Origin of the sequence: Actinoplanes sp. SE50/110 (genome assembly GCF_900119315.1) — a bacterium.
Lineage (GTDB): Bacteria > Actinomycetota > Actinomycetes > Mycobacteriales > Micromonosporaceae > Actinoplanes.
Window position 1 is genome coordinate 8,914,046 of sequence record NZ_LT827010.1, and the last position, 20,500, is coordinate 8,934,545.

14 protein-coding genes are annotated in these 20,500 nt (G+C 73.1%); 6 read left to right on the forward strand and 8 right to left on the reverse strand.

Annotated elements, in window-relative coordinates:
• Positions 1–19: 19 nt before the first annotated feature.
• Positions 20–1,675, reverse strand: coding sequence for a D-alanyl-D-alanine carboxypeptidase/D-alanyl-D-alanine-endopeptidase (dacB, locus tag ACSP50_RS39945; protein WP_231956813.1), 1,656 nt, complete (start codon positions 1,673–1,675; stop codon positions 20–22).
• Between the two features lie 194 nt (positions 1,676–1,869).
• On the opposite strand from dacB, the gene ACSP50_RS39950 reads away from it, so the two are divergent.
• Positions 1,870–2,370, forward strand: a complete 501-nt coding sequence (locus tag ACSP50_RS39950; RefSeq protein WP_014695029.1) for an inorganic diphosphatase — start codon at positions 1,870–1,872, stop codon at positions 2,368–2,370.
• Positions 2,371–2,483: 113 nt separating this feature from the next.
• Here the strand turns inward: ACSP50_RS39950 and eccD are convergent, their stop codons facing one another.
• Positions 2,484–3,914 carry a type VII secretion integral membrane protein EccD gene (eccD, locus tag ACSP50_RS39955; protein WP_014695030.1) on the reverse strand — a complete coding sequence of 477 codons (1,431 nt, stop codon included), beginning with the start codon at positions 3,912–3,914 and terminating at the stop codon, positions 2,484–2,486.
• Between the two features lie 130 nt (positions 3,915–4,044).
• Here eccD and ACSP50_RS39960 point away from each other — a divergent pair, with 130 nt between their 5' ends.
• Both ACSP50_RS39960 and mycP read left to right on the forward strand, forming a co-directional pair.
• Entirely contained in the window at positions 4,045–7,965 is a 3,921-nt protein-coding gene (locus tag ACSP50_RS39960) for a type VII secretion protein EccC (RefSeq protein WP_014695031.1), read from the forward strand.
• Between the two features lie 444 nt (positions 7,966–8,409).
• Positions 8,410–9,693: a type VII secretion-associated serine protease mycosin gene (gene mycP / locus ACSP50_RS39965; RefSeq protein WP_043516417.1), complete on the forward strand. Its 1,284-nt coding sequence runs from the start codon at positions 8,410–8,412 to the stop codon at positions 9,691–9,693.
• Positions 9,694–10,367: 674 nt separating this feature from the next.
• On the opposite strand, the gene ACSP50_RS39970 is transcribed toward mycP, so the two are convergent.
• From ACSP50_RS39970 to ACSP50_RS39990, 5 genes are all read right to left on the reverse strand, one after another.
• Complete coding sequence (locus tag ACSP50_RS39970; RefSeq protein ID WP_080128158.1) at positions 10,368–11,546, reverse strand: MarP family serine protease; 1,179 nt, start codon at positions 11,544–11,546, stop codon at positions 10,368–10,370.
• Between the two features lie 27 nt (positions 11,547–11,573).
• Positions 11,574–12,284, reverse strand: coding sequence for a CoA pyrophosphatase (locus ACSP50_RS39975; RefSeq protein ID WP_014695034.1), 711 nt, complete (start codon positions 12,282–12,284; stop codon positions 11,574–11,576).
• On the reverse strand, positions 12,281–12,811 hold the full coding sequence (locus ACSP50_RS39980; RefSeq protein WP_014695035.1) for a redoxin domain-containing protein: 531 nt from the start codon (positions 12,809–12,811) through the stop codon (positions 12,281–12,283). Before ACSP50_RS39980 ends, ACSP50_RS39975 begins: the two co-directional genes overlap by 4 nt.
• On the reverse strand, positions 12,808–13,542 hold the full coding sequence (gene nth, locus ACSP50_RS39985; RefSeq protein ID WP_052311999.1) for an endonuclease III: 735 nt from the start codon (positions 13,540–13,542) through the stop codon (positions 12,808–12,810). Before nth ends, ACSP50_RS39980 begins: the two co-directional genes overlap by 4 nt.
• 146 nt (positions 13,543–13,688) lie before the next feature.
• Positions 13,689–14,867, reverse strand: a complete 1,179-nt coding sequence (locus tag ACSP50_RS39990) for a CapA family protein (RefSeq protein WP_014695037.1) — start codon at positions 14,865–14,867, stop codon at positions 13,689–13,691.
• 205 nt (positions 14,868–15,072) lie between these two features.
• Between ACSP50_RS39990 and ACSP50_RS39995 the strand changes: the two genes are divergently transcribed.
• The 3 genes from ACSP50_RS39995 to ACSP50_RS40005 all read left to right on the forward strand — a co-directional run bounded on the left by ACSP50_RS39995 (position 15,073) and on the right by ACSP50_RS40005 (position 19,344).
• The gene (locus ACSP50_RS39995) at positions 15,073–15,750 is read left to right on the forward strand and encodes a Crp/Fnr family transcriptional regulator (protein ID WP_014447921.1); all 678 of its coding nucleotides are present in this window, start codon (positions 15,073–15,075) and stop codon (positions 15,748–15,750) included.
• A 211-nt stretch (positions 15,751–15,961) separates the two neighbouring features.
• Positions 15,962–17,329, forward strand: a complete 1,368-nt coding sequence (locus tag ACSP50_RS40000; protein WP_014695038.1) for a carboxyl transferase domain-containing protein — start codon at positions 15,962–15,964, stop codon at positions 17,327–17,329.
• Positions 17,330–17,340: 11 nt separating this feature from the next.
• A complete protein-coding gene (locus ACSP50_RS40005; RefSeq protein ID WP_014695039.1) occupies positions 17,341–19,344 on the forward strand; it encodes a biotin carboxylase N-terminal domain-containing protein in 2,004 nt (667 codons plus the stop codon).
• A 152-nt stretch (positions 19,345–19,496) separates the two neighbouring features.
• On the opposite strand, the gene ACSP50_RS40010 is transcribed toward ACSP50_RS40005, so the two are convergent.
• On the reverse strand, positions 19,497–20,477 hold the full coding sequence (locus ACSP50_RS40010; protein WP_043513115.1) for a serine/threonine-protein kinase: 981 nt from the start codon (positions 20,475–20,477) through the stop codon (positions 19,497–19,499).
• Positions 20,478–20,500: the final 23 nt, after the last annotated feature.

A 20,500-nucleotide genomic window follows, 5' to 3' on the forward strand; every position in this document is an offset into this window, starting at 1 on the left:
CCGCACTCCGGAGAAACCCTTAGGAACAGCCGCAGGCCACCAGTTTCGCGGCGACCCTGTCCAGCGCGGTCTTGGCACTGGCCGCGTTCGATGTGCCGGTCGCCATGATCGCGAAGGAGAGCACCCGGCCGTCCTTGGTGACCAGCACCCCGGCCAGCGTGTTCACCCCGCTCAGCGTGCCGGTCTTGGCGCGCACCACACCCTGGGCGGCACGGTTCGGGCTGGGCGTGACGAACCGGGTGCGCAGCGTCCCGGACCAGCCGGCCACCGGCAGCCCGTCGAACATCGCGGACAGCTCGGGTCTCGTCCCGCCGGCCGCCAGCGCCAGCGCCTGCACCAGCAGGGTCGGGCTGAGGCCGTCGTGCCGGGACAGCCCGCTGCCGTCGTACAGGTCGGCCTCGTCGCCGGGCAGACCCAGCTCGCGCAGCTTGGCGATCATCGCCTCGGAGGCGCCGTCGAAGCTGGCCTCCTTGTGTGCGGCGATCGCCACCTGCCGGGCCATCGTCTCGGCCAGGGTGTTGTCGCTCTCCTGCAGCATCCAGTCGAGGATCTGGACCAGCGGCGGGGAATCCACCTTGCCGAGCTCGGTGCCGGCATCCGGGGCCCTGCCCTTGGCCACCTTCTCCGACGGCACGCCGAGGAAGTTCGCGAACGCCCGCCCGGCGGCCAGCGCCGGATCGGCGAACCGCGGGTCGCCGCCGTTCTCGTGGTGCACCGGGGTGATCCGGCCGGCGTTGGTCATCAGCGCCTGGATCCGCGCCACCTGCCCGTCCGGCGAGACGTCGTCGGGTGACCAGCCGAGCCCGGTCTCCGGGCCGGTGAACAGCGAGGTGTCGACCGTCACCCGGGTGATCGGGGTGGCGCCCATCGCCTTCTTCACCTGGGCGGCCAGCTGATCCAACCGGGCCGCGCCGGGGAACTCCGCCTTCGCGTTGACCGCCAGGGTCGGGTCGCCGCCGCCGACCAGCACCACCTCGCCCGGCTTCGCGCCGGCCACCACCCGGGTGGTCAGGCGGTACGCCGGGCCGCGGGCGGCCAGCACGGTCACCGCGGTGAGCAGCTTCGCGGTCGAGGCCGGGGTGGTCGGGATGTCCGCGTTCTGCGCGTAGAGCACCTGTTGCGAGGCCACGTCCATGACCGAGACGTGCACCTTGCCGCCGAGCGCCGCCGACCGGATCAGCGGGTCCAGGACGGCCTTGACCGCGGTCGGGTTCGGCGCCGTCCCCTGCGCCGCGGCGGCGGCCAGCACCGGGGTCGGTTTCGGGTCCGGGGTGGTGGTCACGCCGGCCGGACTCGCCGAGTCACCGAACCAGCCGGCGATCGGGCCGGGCTTCTCCACCACACCGACGACCACCACGGCGAGCAGCACCACGGCGGCGAGCACGATCGAGGCCATCTTCGGGTTCGAGAAGAAGTCCGGCGCCGCCGGCTCCGCGTCGGGTTCCGGGGCCGCGGCGGGTTGCGGCGGCGGTGCGGGAGCCGGGACCGCCGGGCGGGCGGTGTTCAACGGCACGGAGGCTTTCCCGTACGCGTCACCCGTGGACGCCGCGGGCGGCGCGGGCGGCAGGCCGCTCGGCGGGTAGGCCCCCGGAGCCGGGATCTGCGCCGTCGTCGCCGGATCCGGCGCGGCCGGCTGCCATTTACCGGCATCCGGGCGATCCGTCCCGTTAGACACGCCGTTGTACTCCGGTCCGTTCTGTGAATCTTGCCTCGTCACACGCCCCTCCTCGCCCGTGGCGTCAGACTTAGGGGAGACTAGCGACATCCGGCACACCGTTGCGCGCGGATCCTGCGGGCCTGCTTCCTCTCCCCCGCTTCCCGCCCGGCGGACCGGTCTATTCAGGCGGGCAAGCAAAAGGGGAGCGAATCATGGATTTCGACGTTCTGGTTGAGATCCCCAAGGGGCAGCGCAACAAGTACGAGGTGGACCACAAGACCGGTCGTATCCGGCTGGACCGGACCCTCTTCACGGCGACACAGTATCCCGCCGACTACGGCTACATCGAGGGCACCCTGGGCCAGGACGGCGACCCGCTGGACGCCCTGGTGCTGATCCAGGAGCCGACCTTCCCCGGTTGCCTGGTCCGGGCGCGCGCGATCGGCATGTACCGGATGACCGACGAGAAGGGCCGCGACGACAAGGTCCTCTGCGTGCCCTTCGAGGACCCGCGCCAGGAGCACCTGCGCGACATCCACCACCTGGGCGAGTTCGACCGGATGGAGATCCAGCACTTCTTCACGGTCTACAAGGACCTGGAGCCGGGCAAGTCGGTCGAGGGCGCGACCTGGGTCGGCCGGGTCGAGGCCGAGGCCGAGATCCGCGCGTCCTTCAAGCGCGCCGAGGCCGCCGAGGCCGAGGGAGAGCACTGACCGCTCGCTTCCCGCTGCACCGCTGACGACCGCACCTGCGAGGCTCCGGCCCCGCAGGTGCGGTCGTGTGGCCATCCCGTCTTCCGGGGCCACGGATCGAACAGCTCTGCGGGCTAGAGCGAGATGCCGCTGACCGCGGTGTACAGGCCGGCGACCGCGCAGGCGACCGGGATCACCGCGGCGGTGACCAGCAGTTCGAACAGGTGGGCGACGCGGGCCGACAGCGGCCCGGCCGGGCGCTGCGACCAGATCGTCCCGGCCGGCACCACGGCCAGGGCGAGCAGCACACAGGCCGCCGCCGCGACCGGCAGCACATCGCTGCCCACCCGGCCCAGCAGATCCGCGCCCAGCGCGGCGAGCGCGGCCAGGCCACCGGCGATCAGCGGCAACCGCAGCCGCCGGGCCCGGAACAGCCGGGACCGCAGCAGCAGCACCGCCGCGGTCACGGCCAGCAGCAGCCGGGCCGCCGGCCCACCGGTCGCGGCCAGCACCGCGGCCGCCCCGGCGACCAGCACCGCATGCCCCAGCAGCAGGCCGGCCAGCAGCTCGTCGGTGCGCCGCACCGCGGCGAAGACCGCCTCCCGGTCCGGGCGGCGGCGGATCGCGTCCAGCGCGAAGCCCTCGCCGGCCGACTCGTCCGGCAGCGTGTCCGGCGGCACCGGCATCCGGCCCAGATGAATGGCCAGGCCGGGAAGCAGCGAGACCCCGCACAGCAGCACCGCGAGCAGCACCGCCGCGCCCGCCGCCGGGTCCGTGGCCAGGCCGGTCAGGGCGGCCAGGGCACCGAGCACGCCGGCCGTGACACCGGCCGGGAAGACCCGGCTGCCGGTGGCCGCCCCGGCGACGCACAGGGCCGCGGTCGCGAGCGTGGCGATCGAGCCGGCCAGCAGCTCCGGGCCGGCGAGCCAGCGCAGGGCGGGCAGCGGGCCGGCCGGATGGGCGCCGACGACCAGGGCGGCGGCGCCGATGAAGGCGTACGCCATGGCAAAACCGCCGAGGACGACAGCGGCCGGGCGCATCCGGTACGCCCGGGACGCCACCGTCGCGGCGAGCAGCAGGACGACTGCCAGGCCGAGACCGGTCCAGCCCGCGCCCCCGCCGCCACGCGCCGGGCCGCCTCCTCGCACCGGGCCGGCGAGCAGCGTCAGCAGCCCGGCGGACAGCGCGATCCCGGCGGCGCCGAGAGCAGCCGCCCGGGTGGTCGAGGCGGTCCAGACGCCGCCGCGCCGCCGGGCGCCCTCGGCCACCGCCTCGACCACGTCGTCGTACTCCAGTTCGGGCCAGTCGTCCAGGGCCGGGCTCAGGTGCAGCACCTCGCCGTCGCGAACGCCTTGTGCGTGCAGCCCCCGCCCCACCTCGAGGGTGGCTCCATCGACGCGGCGCAACACCCAGCCGCCATGCCGCTCACCGGTGTCGGCCAGGTCCTCGCCGGCGTGCCGGAGCACCTCTGGCAGCAGTTCCGCGAGCGGGACCCGCTCCGGCAGCGCCACGTCCACCCGGCGTCGTGGGGTGCTGATCGTCACCCGGGCCAGACCGGTCCGCACCGAACCCCCTCCGACGGTTGTCCACAGCGACGAAGATCGATGCTGCGCGATGCCCCGAACTTTACCTAGCATGGGCGCTTCGTGATGCCCCGTGATCGGCGAGGCACGGTGAGCGACGGGAGCGCACGCGATGGGCACCGTGGTGATCAAGCGGTCCGAGCGCCGTCCGGCGCCCGCGATCCCGGACGGTGAGCTGCTGGTCGAGCCGCCCCCGGAGCGGGCCCGGCCGGCCGCCGGGCGGTGGCAGCAGGCCCTGATGGTGTTGCCGATGCTGGGCGGCACGGTGGCCATGGCGATGATGATGGGCCAGGGTCACGGCGGCATGTATTCGTACGTGATCGGCGGCCTCTTCGGCATCTCCTCGATCGCCATGCTGGCCACCTCCTTCGGCTCGGCCACCGGACCCCGCCGGGCCGAGACCGCCGCCGCCCACCGCGACTACCTGCGACACCTCGCCGTGCTGCGCCGCCGGGTCCGGGAAACCGCCCGCCGGCAGCGCGCCGGCCAGCTGTATCGCCATCCCGACCCGGACCGGCTGTGGTCCACGGCGGCCAGCCACCGGGTCTGGGAGCGCCGGCCGGACGACCCGGACTTCGGCGTGGTCCGGGTCGGCCTCGGCCCGCAGGCCCTGGCCACCCCGCTGCTGGCGCCGGCCACCCGCCCGCTGCACGAGCTGGAGCCGGTGACCGCGGGCGCGCTGCGCCGGTTCCTGGACGCCTACTCGGTCGTGCCGGACCTGCCGGTGGCCATGTCGCTGCGCGGGTTCGCCCGGGTCCACCTGCGCGGCGGCGAAGCGGCCCGGGACCTGGTCCGGGCCGCGATCATCCAGCTCGCGGTCTTCCACGCGCCGGACGACCTGCTGGTCGCGGTCTGCGCCGGCCCCGCCCGGCGGGCCGACTGGGAATGGGTCAAATGGCTGCCGCACGCGCTGCACCCGGCCCGCTCCGACCCGCTCGGCCCGCTCCGGCTGGTCGCCGGCGATGCCGGCGAGCTGGACCGGCTGCTCCACGACGTGCTCGCCGACCGTCCCCGGTTCCAGCCCGGCGCGGCGAGCGCGGCCGGTCCGCACGTGGTGATCGTCCGGGACGGCGGCGAGCCGCTCCCACCCGGTGACGGCATCGACGGGGTGACCGTGCTGGACCTGGACGCGCCACCGCCCCGGCTGCTCGACCGGGCCACCCTGGCGCTCGAGGTGGACCGGACCGGCACGCTGCTCACCGCCACCATGGAGGTGGAGACCGTGGCCGGGCGGGCGGACGGCCTGCCGGCGACCACCGCCGAGGCGATCGCCCGGCGGCTGACCCCGCTCCGCACGGCCGGGGTGGCCGACCCCGACGGGCCGCCGGTACCGGCCGAGACCGGCTTCGCCGAGCTGCTGGGCATCGGCGACCCCGAGAGCTTCCGCCCGGCCCGGGGCTGGCGGCCCCGGCCGGCCCGGGACCGGCTGCGCGCACCGATCGGGGTGACCGCCGACGGCCTGCCGGTCGAGCTGGATCTGAAGGAGTCGGCGCAGGGCGGGATGGGCCCGCACGGCCTGCTGATCGGCGCCACCGGCTCCGGCAAGTCGGAGTTGCTGCGCACCCTGGTGCTGGCGCTCGCCGGCACCCACTCCCCGGAGTCGCTGAACCTGGTGCTGATCGACTTCAAGGGCGGCGCCACCTTCGCGTCGCTGGACCGGCTGCCGCACACCGCCGCGCTGATCACCAACCTGAGGGACGAGCTGCCGCTGGTCGACCGGATGGCCGAGGCGATCGACGGCGAACTTCTCCGGCGGCAGGAGCTGCTCCGCAAGGCGGGCAACTTCGCCGGCCTGCCGGACTACGAGCGGGCCCGGGCGGACGGGGCGGCCCTGCCACCGTTGCCGTCGCTGCTGGTGGTCGTCGACGAGTTCGCCGAGTTGCTGGTCCACAAACCCGACTTCATCGAGATGTTCCTGCAGATCGGACGGGTGGGGCGCTCGCTCGGCGTGCACCTGCTGCTGGCCAGTCAGCGCCTGGAGGAGGGGCGGCTGCGGGGACTGGACACGCACCTGTCGTACCGGATCGGCCTGAAGACCTTCAACAGCGTCGAGTCCCGGGTGGTGCTGGGCGTCCCGGACGCGGCCGACCTGCCCAGCGCGCCCGGGCACGCATACCTGAAGGTCGGCAACGGGCCGTTGACCCGGTTCCGCGGGTCGTACGTGTCCGGGCCGCTGCGCCGCACCGGCTCGCCGGGCGACCCGGCCGGGACGACCGAGCTGCGCGTTCTGCCCTACACGACGCGGGCCATGGCGGCCCCGGCCCGCCCGGCGGCGATCGCCGCACCCGAGCCGGCCAGCGGCTCGCCCACGCTGCTCGGTGTGCTGGTCGACCGGATGGCCGGACAGGGCCCGCCGGCCCACCGGGTGTGGCTGCCGCCGCTGGACTCCCCGGCCACCCTCGACGATCTGCTGGGCCCGCCGATCGTGGCCGCCGGGCGCGGCCTGACCTGCGTCAGCCCCGAGCTGCACGGCGCCCTGCAGGTGCCGATCGCGCTGGTGGACAAGCCGCGCGAACAGGTGCGCGACACACTCTGGCTGCAGCTCGCCGGGGCCGCCGGGCACGTGGCGGTGGTCGGCGGCACGCTCAGCGGCAAGTCGACCGCGCTGCGCTCGCTGATCTGCGGGCTGGCGCTGACCCACACCCCGGCCGAGGCGCAGGCGTACTGCCTGGACTTCGGCGGTGGGTCGCTGGGCGCGCTGCGCGGGCTGCCGCACGTGGGGGGGGTGTTCGGGCGGCTGGAGGCGGAGGGGGTGCGCCGCACGGTCGGCGAAATGGTCACCCTGCTGGCCGCACGGGAGCGCTCGTTCGCCGAGCTCGGCGTCGGCTCGATGGGCGAGTTCCGGCGGTCCCGCGGCGGGCCGGACGTGTTCCTGGTGGTGGACGGCTGGAGCACGGTGCGGGCCGACTTCGAGGAGCTGGAGCCGGTGCTGACCGACCTGGCGACCCGCGGCCTGTCCTACGGCATCCACCTGGTGGCCGCCGCCTCCCGCTGGATGGATTTCCGCCCGGCCGTGCGCGACCTCTTCGGCTCCCGGGTCGAGCTGCGGCTGGGCGACACCACCGACTCGTCGGTGAGCCGCCGGGCCGCGGGCACGGTCCCGGAGCAGCAGCCCGGCCGGGGCGTCATCGAACACCCCGGCGTCCGCGAGCAGTGGCTGCACCTGCTCACCGCGCGGCCCGAGGTCTCCTCGCTGGGCGACACCGCCGAGCTGGTCAAGGCGGTGGCCGCGGCCTGGCCCGGGCCGGCCGCGCCCCAGGTCCGGCTGCTGCCGGCGGTGGTCGCGCAGGCCGGGATCGCCGACGCCGGCGACGGGCTGCGGCTGCCGATCGGGCTGGCCGAGACCGACCTGGAACCGGTCACCGTCGACTTCGCCACCGACCCGCACTTCCTGCTGTTCGGCGACGCCGAGTGCGGCAAGTCGACGTTCCTGCGGGTGGTGGCCGGTACGGTGACCGCCCGGTTCGCCCCGGAGCAGGCCCGGATCATCCTGGTCGACTATCGCCGCAGCCTGATGGACCTGCCGGAGACCGAGCACCGGATCGGGTACGGCATGCAGGCCCAACCCACCCTGGACCTGATGCGGTCGGTCGCCGGATACATGGCCAAACGCCTGCCCGGGCCCGAGGTGACCGCCCGGCAGCTGCGCGACCGCTCCTGGTGGACCGGGCCGGAGCTGTTCGTCCTGGTCGACGACTACGACCTGGTCGCCGCCGGGCCGGTCAACCCGCTGACCCCGCTGCTCGAATATCTGCCGCAGGCCCGGGACATCGGGCTGCACCTGATCCTCACCCGCCGAGCCGGGGGCGCCGGGCGGGCGCTCTACGAGCCGGTCATCCAGCGGCTCCGGGAGCTCTCCGCGCCGGGTCTGGTGATGTCCGGAGCGCCCGAGGAGGGCGCGCTGATCGGCAGCGTGCGACCCGGTCCGCTGCCACCGGGGCGTGGTCGTCTGATCACTCGGCGTGAGGGAATTCGCCTTATTCAGCTGGCACTTCCGGAATCCGGGCCCGGGACAGACTCTCAGTGCGATTAGGGACCTCGGACCGCAGCGACACGCAACTGTTTCGGAGTAATCTCCCCCCATCGACTGACCATCATCAGAATGGCGACGCCGACCCGTGACCAGAGTGAGCGCAACCATCCGGCCGCAGCGGCCGCGGTGTCGTGCACCCTTCGGCGGTGCGCGTTGCTGACGGTCCGGCATCTCGGGGCCGCGGCCCTGGCCGGTTTCCTCGTGATGACGCCGGCGGCGGCGCCCGCCTTCGCCGCTGTGCGCCCGGCGGTGTTCGCCGCTCCGGTGCCCGGTGGCGGGTCGGGTGCCGGCTCCGCGATCTCCCTGACGGTTTCCGGGCGTCCCGCGGCGGCCCGCTCGCTCGCGGCCTCGGCGGTTTCCGCGCGCTCCGCGGCGGTTCGGTCGCTCGCGGTCCCGGCGGTTTCCGCGCGCTCCGCGGCGGTTCGGTCGCTCGCGGTCCCGGCGATTTCCGCGCGCTCCGCGGCGGCCCGGTCGCTCGCGGTCCCGGCGGTTTCCCGGCGGGCGGTGACGAGGCGGCCGCTCGCGGAGCCCGGGTTCGCCGACGAGGTGGTCGAGGGCCGGCCGCTCGCCGAGCCGGGCACCGCCGTAGAGGACACCGTCCGGGCCGACGAGTGGCAGCTGCAGACCCTCGACCTGCATGACGCGTGGACCTACGCCGACGGCTCCGGGGTCACCGTCGCGGTGATCGACTCCGGGGTCGACGCGCACCACCCCGACCTGGACGGCCAGGTGCTGCCCGGTCTCGACCTGGTCAACCCCAAGGACGACGGCGACACCGACCCGGTCGGTCACGGCACGACGGTGTCCGGCATCATCGCCGGCCGCAGCGACGACAACACCGGCGTGGTCGGCATCGCCCCCAAAGCCAAAATCCTGCCGGTACGCGTGCTGGACGAGGCGAATCGCTACGACGACGCGCTGATCGTGGCGAAAGGTCTGCGCTGGGCGGTCGACCACGGCGCCCGGGTGGTGAACCTGTCGCTCGGCGGCAGCGCGAACAGCCCGGCTCTGGCCGCCGCCCTGGACTACGCGTTCGCCAAGGACGTCGTGGTGGTCGCCTGCACCGGCAACGTCAGCGCCACCTCGAGCGCCCACAGCGTCTGGTACCCGGCCCGCGAGCCCGGCGTCCTCGCGGTGGCCGGCATGGAACGCAACGGCACCGACCTCTGGTCGGGTTCGATCACCGGCCCGGAGACGGTGGTCACCGCACCCGCCACCGAGCTGGTCGGCGCCCGGCCCGGCGGATACTGGCGGGTCCAGGGCACCAGCTTCGCCGCCCCGATGGTCGCCGGCACCGCTGCCCTGATCCGCTCCCGCTGGCCCGACATGTCAGCCGGCGACGTGATCAACCGGATCATCCGCACCGCGAAGGACCGCGGCACCCCCGGCCGCGACGACGTGTTCGGTTTCGGCCTGATCGACCCCACCGGCGCGCTGACCGCGAGCGTGCCCAGCGTCCTGGGGAACCCGCTGGACACCACGCCGCCGGTCGGCGTCGGCCGCCTCGGCAGCGCGCCCGCCTCCGGCGAGGCGCAGTCCGCCCCCACCGACGACCCGTCGAGCCAGCCGCTGGCCGCCGCCCCCGGCACCAACGCCGGCGGCTGGGCCGCCAAGGCGACCGCCCAGCCGGCCCCGCACCGCGGCCGTTGGATCGCCATCAGCCTGTTCGCGCTCTCCACCGCGGTCGGCGCTCTCACCATCCGCCGCTTCGCACTCACCACCGGCTGAGCTCCCGGCCGTCCCACCGGCCGCACCGGAGGCAGCCCACACCCGCTCGGGCAACGGCGGCACCGCAAGCCCGAAGGAGCAGGGCGGCGGGCAGGGCGAGGGGCCGACCACGCGGGCGCCGAACACGGCACCACGGAGCGCGCGAACGGCGTTGAATGCAGCAAGCGCCTTAAGGACTCGGCGCGGAGCCGCAGCATGCGGGGCGCAGACGCGTGGTTGCGAGGCACACATCAGGGCGGCGGACCGTGTCGGCGGATTGCGGGCGCGAAAGCTGGCTCAGCGACAAGCTCGGTCCGACCTCGGCGCCCCACCGGGTACTCGACCCGGCGGCAGCCGGGCGGGCGACCAGCCGGCCGGGTTGGCAGGCGCCCGGCCTGAGCAGGCGAACGGGCAGAGGCGACCGGGCGACCGGGCAGGCGGGCAGACGGCCGGGCAGAGGCGACCGGGCAGGCGGCCAGGCGGGCGGGCAGACGGCCGGGCAGGCGGACAGACGGCCGGGCAGGCGGACAGACGGCCGGGCAGAGGCGACCGGGCAGGCGGCCAGGCGGGCGGGCAGACGGCCGGGCAGGCGGACAGACGGCCGGGCAGGCGGGCGGCGACGTGCGGGAGCGGTGCCGGGAAGGGTCTGGGCGCCGCGGGATGTGGCGGGCGGCAGGAGCGGGGACAGGACGGGGTCAGGCGCACCCGCCGGTTTTGACGCCCTCGGTGCTTTCCAGGCCGAGTTTGGCTATGGGGGCGGCTTCGGCGGCGGTCAGGGCGAAGCCCACGTTCTTGTCGTCGGCGGCCGCGGCGAAGATGATGCCGAGGACCCGGCCGTCCGGGGAGATCAGGGGGCCGCCCGAGTTGCCGCTGCGGACCAGGGACTTGATGGTGTAGATCTCGCGGGTCACGTCGCCGGACTCGTAGATGTCGGGGCCGGTGATGTCGCCGACGTCGCGGACCCGGGCGGACTGGGCGTTGTACGGGCCGTCCTGCGGGTAGCCCAGGACGATCGCGGAGGCACCGGAGCCGGCCTTCTTGCTGACGAACGGCATGACCGGGGCCTTCAGACCGGGGACCCGGATCACCGCCAGGTCGCGTTTCGGGTCGTAGACGACCACGGTGCCGGTCAGCTGGCCGCGGGCGGTCTCGACGACCACGTCGCGGGTGCCGGCGACCACGTGGGCGTTGGTCATCACCCGCTCGTCGGCGTAGACGAAACCGGTGCCCTCGATGCGGCGCGAGCAACTCGGGGCGGCGCCGAGAACCTTCAGGACCGACTGCTTCGAGCTCTGGACGATCTTCGAATTCTTCAGCGCCGGGTCGGGCTCGGCGACCTCCTTGGCCTGGGTGCGGGCCAGGCCACCGAAGACGTCCGGGAAGCCGTTGGTGTCCAGCGTCTCGCGCAGCGCCGAAGAGAGCGCCTGGGCCTGCTCGGGCATCAGACCGTTGATGCCGCCGAGGATGGCGCTGCTGCGGACCGCCCTGTTCAGCGCCGGGAACGGGGTGGAACCCATCGGCACGGCCACCAGCCAGGCGGCCATCAGCACGGCGACCACCGAGACCACCGCGCCGCCGGCGTCGTCCAGATGCTGCAGCGGGCGGTTGAAGATCGCCTTGCGCAGGCTGGTGCCGAGCCAGCCCGCCAGGGTCTGCCCGAGCACGGCCAGGGCCAGGATCACCGCGAGCGCCACGATCATGCGGACCGTGCCGTCAGCGAACTGCTTGGCCAGCAGCGGGCCCAGCTGGAGGCCGATCAGCACGCCGCTGAAGAAGCCGCCGAGGGAGAGCGCCCCGATCACGAATCCCTGGCGATAGCCGCTGATCGCGAACAGCAGCATCAGCACGATCAGGATGACATCGACCACGGGCACTCACTCAACATAGAAGTCACGCGCACGTCACGGCACCACCTCATCGGGTGCGCCGCCACGCGCGGCCGGCACCGGGGCCGCGGCGTCCGGCAGTTCCACGATCCGACCCGGCTCCCACGGCTGCGCCCAGCCCGCCATGTCCAGCAAAACCGAGATCACCCCCGCAGTGAAACCCCAGACGAGCAGTCCGCGGACCTGGAAGGCGGGCCCGATCCAACCACTCGGATGTCGCACCCGGATACGGTTCGCGGGGTCCGCCAGTTCACTGATCGGCAGCCGGGCGACGTGGTCAACCTCTTCAGGCTGCCGGGACAGCACCGGATGTGGCCGGCGCCACCAGGCCAGCACCGGGGTGACCGAGAACCGGCTGACCGGGATCCACAGCTCCGGGAGCAGGGCCAGCGCCGTGGCGCTGGCCGGGTCGAGGCCGACCTCCTCGTTCGCCTCGCGCAGCGCGGTGGCGACCGCGTCGGCGTCGGACGGGTCGGTGGCGCCGCCCGGGAACGCCGGCTGCCCGGCGTGGTTCCGCATGCTCGCGGCCCGCTGCAGGATCAGCAGGTCGGGACCGGACTCGCCGGCGCCGAGCAGGACCAGCACGGCACTGGACCGGCCACCGGACCCGGACGGGCGGCGCAGCGTGCTGAAATCCTCGGCGCGGATCTCGGAGACCCGGGTGAGCAGCGGCTCGAACCACTCCGGCAGGTCGTCCGGCCGGTCCAGCAGCTCGCCCCGGCTCATAGTGTCACCGTGACCCCGGCGTGCTTGGCCACCTGCTCGGTCAGGGCGGGCGCGTCCATGGCGTACCGGTAAATGAAGATCTTGCCGGTGGCGTCGACGAAGATGGTGCTGGGCAGGCTGATCACGCCGAGCTGGGCGACGAGTTTGCGGTCCGGGTCGAACAGCGTGGGCATGCTGACGCCGTGGTCGGTGCCGAACGAGATCGCCGCGGCCCGGGTGTCGCCGGTGTCGACGCCGAGCACGGTGAGCTTGCCGGTGTCCGCAAGTTTTTGGATGACCGGCAGCTCCGCGCGGCACGGGCCGCAGTAGGAGCCCCAGATGTTGAGGACGGCGGGCCCGCGCAGGTCGGCGAGACGCACCGGGCTGTCGCCGGTCAGGCAGTCGAGCGTGATGTCGGGCAGGGTGCTGCCGCCGGTGGCCGGCGCGCAGGCGGCGAACGGCGACGGGGCCTGCGACTCCTTCACCGCGGCGGCCGTGCACCCGCTGAGCAGCAGCGCCGCGATCGCGACCGGCGCCAGAAGCCTCACAACGCCTCCGAGTCGGGCTCGACGGCGGCACCCACCGGCACGAGGTCCGGGTCGACACCGGCCGCCACCGCCAGGTCGCGCGCCCGCGGGCCCTTCAGCAGTTTCGCCGCCGGCGCGGCCTCGGTCGGCCCCAGACCGTAGGACGGGCAGGAAGCCGCCAGTGTGCAAGCCCCACAGGCCGGCTTGCGCGCGTGACAGACCCGCCGCCCGTGAAAGATCACCCGGTGCGACAGCATCGTCCAGTCGCGTTTCTCGATCAGCTCCGCGACCAGGAATTCGATCTTGACCGGGTCCTCTTCGTCGACCCACCCGAACCGGTTGGTGAGCCGCCGGAAGTGGGTGTCCACGGTGATCCCGGGAACGTCGAACGCGTTGCCCAGGATCACGTTGGCCGTCTTGCGCCCGATGCCCGGCAGTTTCACCAGCTCGTCGAGTTTCCGCGGCAGCTCCCCGCCGTGCGTGGCGAGCAGCTCCTCCCCGAGGCTGATCAGCGAGTTGGTCTTGGCCCGGAAGAAGCCGGTCGGCCGGAGGATCGTCTCCATCTCGGCCCGGTCGGCGCCGGCATAGTCGGCAGCTGTCCGATATTTCTGGAAAAGAAGCGGGGTGACCTGATTGACCCGCACGTCGGTGGTCTGCGCCGACAGGATGGTGGCGACCGCCAGTTGGAGCGGCGTGGTGAAGTCGAGCTCGCAGTGCGCGTCGGGGTGGGTGTCGGCGAGCACCCGGGCCATCCTGTGGGCCCGGCGTTTGCGCCCGATCGGCGTCTCCCCGGCGAAGCGTTTCGTCGACCGCGCCAGCACGGCCGTCCCGGGGTCGGCGGGCGCGGGACGGGGTCGGGTCACCGATACAGAGTACGTCGCCCCGCCCGCACCATCGGTCACGCGGACGGCTTGATCGTCCCGTCGCCGCCGATCGTCGCTCCGGTCGTCGGGAAGTCGGTCGCGGTCAGCTGGGTGATCAGCCGGCGGCCGTGTTCCGCGGTGGCGTCCCGGGTGGGCAGGCCGTCGGCGTTGAGACAGGTGGAGAGGAAGGTGCCGCCGGCGTACGACCCGTCGGCGTTGAGCGTCACGCGCAGGATCCCGGCGTACTTCAGGATCCCGTCCTTGGAGAGCGTGTGCCCGCCGCCGGCGAAGTTGCCGAGGCTGTAGGCGATGAGTTTGCCTTTGTAGAACTCCATGCCCCGAACCACGTGCGGGCCGTGCCCGATCACCAGGTCGGCGCCCGCGTCGATCATCGCGTGACTGAACCTGATCGGGTCGCCGCGGTTCTCGCCGAAGTAGATCTCGCTGCCCGGTTTGACGTGGTTCATTGCCGGGCCCTCGGCGCCCATGTGCGCCTGCACCACGACCAGGTCGGCCTGGCTGCGGGCCTTGGCGACCAGGCTGCGGGCGTGGGTCAGGTCGGTCAGATTGTTGACACCGGCGTACGGCGCGAAGCCGACGACCGCGACCTTGAGGCCTTTGACCGGGACCACGGTGATCTGGTCCTGCGCGCCGGTGTACCTGAGGCCGGCGCCGTCGAGTGCCTGGAAGGTGTTCCGGTTGCCGGTCGGGCCGAAGTCCTTGGCGTGGTTGTTCGCCGTGTTGAGCAGCTGGAATCCGCCGGCCTTGAGCACCTGGGCGTAGGACGGCGGGGACCGGAACGCGAAGCAGTTGGCCCGGGCCGGGGTGCCGCACTTGGAGGTGCCGGTGTCCTCGGTGAGCGGCTGTTCCAGGTTGCCCATCACCAGGTCGGCGGCGAGGCTGCGGCGTACCGGGTCGAAGAATCCCTTGCCGTTGTTCGGCGGCAGGCCGCCCGGCGCGTTGGCCATCATGATGTCGCCGGTGGCCGAGAAGGTGACCGCGGTGGCGGCTGCCGCCGCGCGGGTCGATTCGGTCCGGGCAGCCGCGGCCCTGGTCGGCGCCGGCGACTGCCAGCTCGCGTCGGCCTCGGTCCCCCGGTTGACCAGCGCATACCCGCCGATGGCGGCGCCGGCCACGACAACGCCGACCAGGGTTATATAGAGGGCATATCGCCCAGATCCGCTGTCGCGGTGGGTCGGGGGGTGCGAATTCATCGACCGGGACGATACCGTCGGCCTGCAAGCGGAAGCGACCGACGAAAGTGCCGTCCGATTCTGCCCGTCCCGTCGAATTGTCACCGACGGTTAAGGCAAACTTGGTTACCGCCCAGTATCTGGATCAAGGGGTGGCCGCCCGTTTCCCGCCCGCGTGCGCCTAGACTGATCGAGCGCAGACGTTGCGCGTTTCGGAGGTGCGGCGATGGATGAGGTACTGGCGCGCAGCGGGATCTTCCAGGGCGTTGACCCGGAAGCCGCCGAGGCGCTCGCCAAGGAGATGGACACGATCGAAGTCCGCAAGGGCGACGTGGTCTTCAACGAGGGCGAGGCCGGCGACAGCCTGTATATCGTTCTGTCCGGGAAGATCAAGCTCGGTCGACGAGCGGCGGACGGACGACAGAACCTCGTCTCCATCATGGGACCGTCCGACATGCTGGGCGAGCTGTCCCTCTTCGACCCGGGCCCGCGCACCGCGACGGCCACCGCGGTGACCGACAGCCGGCTCGCCCGGCTGAAGAAGTCGTCGCTGCGCCCGTGGCTGAACAACCGGCCGGAGATCGCCGAGCAGCTGCTCCGCGTGCTGGCCCGGCGCCTGCGGCGGACCAACGACGCGCTGGCCGACCTGATCTTCACCGACGTGCCCGGCCGGGTGGCGAAAAACCTGCTGCAGATGGCCGGCCGGTTCGGCACCCGGGACGGTGGTGTGCTGCGCGTCACGCACGACCTCACCCAGGAGGAGCTGGCCCAGCTCGTCGGCGCGTCCCGCGAGACGGTGAACAAGGCGCTGGCCGACTTCGCCTCCCGCGCGTGGCTCCGGCTGGACGGCAAGAGCGTCATCATCCTCGATCCGGAGCGTCTCGCCCGGCGCGCCCGGGTCTGACCTTCCCCGCTTCACGTCATAGGGGCTGTCCTGCCGGGCAGCCCCTCAAACGTGCTTGATCCACTCTTCCCGGTGACCGTGGCTCGCCAGCCCGGTCCGTGTCGCGCCCGCACGGCCACTCGTTACGGAGGTGGCCGAGAGGCACCGGCGGGACACGGAAGGGCGCGGCATTGGACGCAGGTAGGCGAGTAGCGGGCATCGGGGTGTCGGCGTGACCGTGCTCGACACCACGCTGGATCCGCGCGACCCCGCATACCTGGAGGGTCGCGGCACCACCCTGCAATGGCTCGCCGCGCTGGAGGTCGCCCTCGACGAGGCGCGCGCCGGCGGCGGCGAGAAATGGGTGACCCGGCACCACGCCCGGGGGAAACTGTTGCCCCGGGAACGCATCGAGATGCTGCTCGATCAGGACAGTCCGTTCCTGGAGCTGTCCCCGGTGGCGGCCTGGGGCTCGGAGTTCCCGGTCGGGGCGAGCGTGGTCACCGGGATCGGCGCGGTCGAGGGCGTCGAATGCGTGGTGGTCGCGAACGATCCGACGGTGGACGGCGGGGCGGTCAACCCGTACACCGCGGAAAAGATCCGCCGGGCCGCGCGGATCGCCTCGGAGAATCGGTTGCCGCTGGTCAACCTGGTCGAGTCGGCCGGTGACGCGGCCCCGGCCGGGAGCATCGCCCGGGAGTTGAGCCGGCTGACCGCCGACCGGGTGCCGACCGTCTGCGTGGTGTTCGGCACCACCAGCGGCGACGCGGCGTACCTGCCGGCGCTCTCGGACTACACGATCGTGGTGCGCGGGCACGCCAAGGTGCTCACCATCCATCCGCAGCGGTCCGGTGTCGAGGTGCGGGCCACCCCGGTGGTGCCGTCCGGGCCGGCCGGCCCCGCCGACCAGCTCGCCGAGGACGAACGGGACGGGCTGCGCCTGGCCCGGCAGTGCGTGCGCCGGTTCAACTGGCGCAAGCAGGGCCCGGCGCCGCGCAACCGTCAGCCGCGCGAGCCACGGTACAGCTCGGAGGCCCTGCTCAGCCTGGCCGCGGCCGGCTCGAACTTCGAGCCGCGCGAGGTGCTCGCCCGGATCCTGGACGACTCCGACTTCGACGAGTTCAAACCCGGCCAGGGCAGCGTGCTGGTGGCCGGCTGGGGCGAGCTGCACGGTTACCCGGTCGGCGTGCTGGCCAGCCCGGGCATCTGGCTGTCTCCCACCGAATCCCAGAAGGCGGTGCATTTCCTGCAGCTGGCCAACGCCACCGCCACTCCGGTGATCTTTCTGCGGCATCCCGGTGAGACGAAGGGCAGCGACGACGCCGACGTCCGCAACGATGCCCCCCTGGTGCATGCCATCGCCAAATCCACGGTGCCGCACCTGGTCCTCACCGTCGGTCCGGAGCCCGGTGGCACCCCGGCCCGCGCCGACCAGCCCCGGTTCCAGTTCAGCTGGCCGCGTCCCCCGGCGGATCGCGCCGCGGCCGACGACGGCGTCATCGACCCCCGCGACACCCGCACGGTCCTCGGCCTCTGCCTGTCCGCAGTGCACAGCGCCGCCGTGGCGGGTGCCGAACACGTCGGCGTGTTCCGACCTTGAAAGGTAGACCCGTGATCCGACGTCTCTTGGTGGCCGACCGTGGCGAGATCGCTCGCCGGGTGTTCGCCACCTGTCGCCTGGTCGGCATCGAGACGGTCGCCGTCTACTCGGACGTCGACAGCGACGCTCCGCACGTCAACGAGGCCGACTACGCCGTCCACCTGGAAGGCAGCACCCCGGCCGCGACGTACCTGGAACAGCACGCCCTGATCGCGGCGGCCAAGCGGGCCGGGGCGAACGCGGTGCACCCGGGCAACGGGATGCTGGCCGAGGACCCGGAGTTCGCCGCCGCGGTGAGCGACGCCGGAATGATCTGGGTCGGTCCGCCGGCCGCGACGCTGCGCACCCTGCACCGCAAGACCGAGACCAAGAAGCTGGTGGCCGAGGCGAAGGTGCCGGTGCTGCCCAGCTTCACCGACCCGGAGACGGTGCCCGGCTTCCCGGTCCTGATCAAGCCCGACACCGGCCTCGGGGGCGCCGGCATGCGGGTGGTGCGGGACGCCGCGACGCTGGCCGAGGCGGTCGCGTCGACCCGCCGCGAGGTGGACGGCGACGTGTTCTGTGAGCCGTACGTGCCCAACGTCCGGCACATCGAGGTGCCGATCCTGGCCGACGCGATGGGCGCGGTGGTGCCGTTCGGCGAGCGCGAGTGCTCCGTGCAGCGGCGCTACCAGAAGATCGTCGAGGAGACCCCGTCACCGGCGGTCGACGCCGCGCTGCGCGAGGACCTGTGCCGGGCCGCCATCGTCGCGGTCCGGGCGCTCGGCTTCGTCGGCGCCGGCGCGGTCGAGTTCCTGCTCGACGCGGACGGCGACTTCTGGTTCCTGGAACTCACCCCGACCCTGCAGACCGAGCACGCGGTCACCGAGTGCACCTCCGGGTACGACCTGGTCCGGCTGCAGCTGCTGGTCGCCGAGGGCGGCAGCCTGCCGATGCCCGGCCCGCCGCCGATCCGCGGGCACGCCATCGAGGTGCGGATCTGCGCGGAGGATCCGGCGTACGCCTGGCTGCCCAGCTCCGGCACCCTGCACCGGTTCGCGGTGCCGGACGTGGCCGGCGCGTTCCGCCCGCTGCCGCAGCCCGGCCTGCGCCTCGACTCGGGGGTAGCGGACGGCTCGGTGACCGGTCAGCACCACGAACCGATGCTCGCCAAGCTGGTCGCCTGGGCGCCGTCCCGGCAGGAGGCGGCCCGGATGCTGGCCTCCGCGCTGGCCCGCGCCCAGCTGCACGGCGTGGTGACCAACCGCGACCTGCTGGTCCGCACGCTGCGGCATCACTCGTTCCGGGCGGGTGAGATCGACACCGGCTTCCTCGACCGGCACCCCGAGGTGTTCGCCCCGCTGCTCTCCTCGGTCGACGCGGTCCGGCTCTCCTGCCTGGCGTCCGCGCTGGCCGGGGCGGCCGATCGGCGGGCCAGCGCGCCGGTGCTGGGCACTCTCCCGTCCGGCTGGCGCAACGTCCCGTCCGGCTCGCAGACCGCGGTCTACGACGGCCCGACCGGCCCGGTCGAGGTCGGCTACCGGATGAACCGGCACGGCGAACTCGCCGGCTGGTGGGTCCGGCCGGTCGACCCGGAGGAGCTGGACCTGGCCGGAATCGGACAGGCGCCGGTCGACGAGCACCCGCCGATCGTGGTGGTGTCGGCCAGCCGTGACCGGGTGGTGCTCAACGTCCAGGGCATCCGCCTCGCGGTCCTCGTGCACCGGGTCGGCGACGTCTCCTACGTCGACAGCCCTGAGGGGTCGGTGACGCTGCGCGAGATCTCCCGCTTCCCGCTGCCCGCGCCGGAGGCCGGCGAGAGCTCGCTGATCGCCCCGCTGCCCGGGGCGGTCCGTCGCGTACTGGTCGTTCCCGGCCAACGGGTCCGGGCCGGGGAGCTGCTGCTGACGCTGGAGGCGATGAAGCTGGAGCACCCCGTCCATGCGCCATCGGCCGGCGTCGTGGCGTCGCTTCCGGTGCATCCGGGGGCCGAGGTGGCCACCGGCGAGCTGCTCGCGGTTCTCGACCCAGAGTAGAAATATCCCCTTATTTCGTACGGGTAAGCCGCACGCCCGTCCCCCGTCAGCGCCCCGCCGCGCCTCGCCCGACCGTGGCGCGCGAGGCGCGGCGGCGGGGTGGCACGGGCACGCGGTGGGCTCAGGGCGTACTCAGGCTGGATGGTGATCGGTCACCGGCTGAACCACTTGGCGAAGAATCCCTTCCGGTCGGTCGCGACCGTCGGGGTTTCGTCGAGCGTCGGCGTCGTCGGCGGAATCGGCCGTGGTCGCGGCGGCGGCACATAGGTGGATGTCGACCGGTAGACGTTCTGCTGCGGCGCCCCCGGCTCGAGCTGCAGGTTGCTCAGCTCCTGGAGCAGCTCCTGCGCCGACGGACGTCCCCGCGGGTCGTTGTGCATGCCGCGGCGCAGCAGCGCGGTCAGGGCCCGCGGCACGCCGGGCAGCTCCGGGATCGGCTCGTCGAACAGGTTCATCAGGCTGATCAGGCTCGGACTGCGATCGCTGGGCCAGCGGGCCGGACGGCCATACATGACGGCGTAGAGCGTGGCGCACAGCGAGTAGACGTCGGCGGCCCCGGACGGCTGCTCATGGCGGAACATCTCGGGCGGCGCGTACGCCGGGGTGAGCACTTCGAGGGTGACCGAGGAGTCGCGCATCTCGCCGAGCACGGCGAGCCCGAAATCGGCCAGCACCGCCGCGTTGAACTGCGAATACAGGATGTTGGCCGGTTTCACGTCGCGGTGCAGCACGCCGTTGGCGTGGGTGTGCACCAGCGCGTCGGCGATCTTCACGCCGACGTCGCGGGCCTCGCCGGCGGTGAGCGGGCGGACCCGCATCCGGTCCAGGTACGACCCGTCGCAGAGCTCCATGATCAGGTACGGGTGCTGGTCGACGGTGACACCGACGTCGAACAGGTCCACCACGTGCGGGTGCGACGACATGCGGCCGGCCGCGCGCGCCTCCCGCAGGAATCGGGCCTGGTCACGAGCGTTGTCGAGGGTCCTGTTCTCCATCTTGATGGCGACTTCGCGCCCGACGGAGTCCTGGGTGGCCCGGTAAACGGTCGCGTATCCCCCACGGGCCATGACCGACAAGCCGGACATACCCGGGACATATGGCACGGGCAGGGCGCCAGGCGGTGTCTCCGTCACGGCTTAGAAAATACGCCAGCGGA

Excerpts from the sequence above, each read along its gene's own strand:
- ACSP50_RS39950 (WP_014695029.1), top strand. The coding sequence starts at position 1,870 with ATGGATTTCGACGTTCTGGTTGAGATCCCCAAGGGGCAGCGCAACAAG.
- ACSP50_RS39960 (WP_014695031.1), top strand. The coding sequence starts at position 4,045 with ATGGGCACCGTGGTGATCAAGCGGTCCGAGCGCCGTCCGGCGCCCGCG.
- ACSP50_RS39975 (WP_014695034.1), bottom strand. The coding sequence starts at position 12,284 with ATGAGCCGGGGCGAGCTGCTGGACCGGCCGGACGACCTGCCGGAGTGG.
- nth (WP_052311999.1), bottom strand. The coding sequence starts at position 13,542 with ATGGCCCGGGTGCTCGCCGACACCCACCCCGACGCGCACTGCGAGCTC.
- ACSP50_RS39990 (WP_014695037.1), bottom strand. The coding sequence starts at position 14,867 with ATGAATTCGCACCCCCCGACCCACCGCGACAGCGGATCTGGGCGATAT.
- ACSP50_RS39995 (WP_014447921.1), top strand. The coding sequence starts at position 15,073 with ATGGATGAGGTACTGGCGCGCAGCGGGATCTTCCAGGGCGTTGACCCG.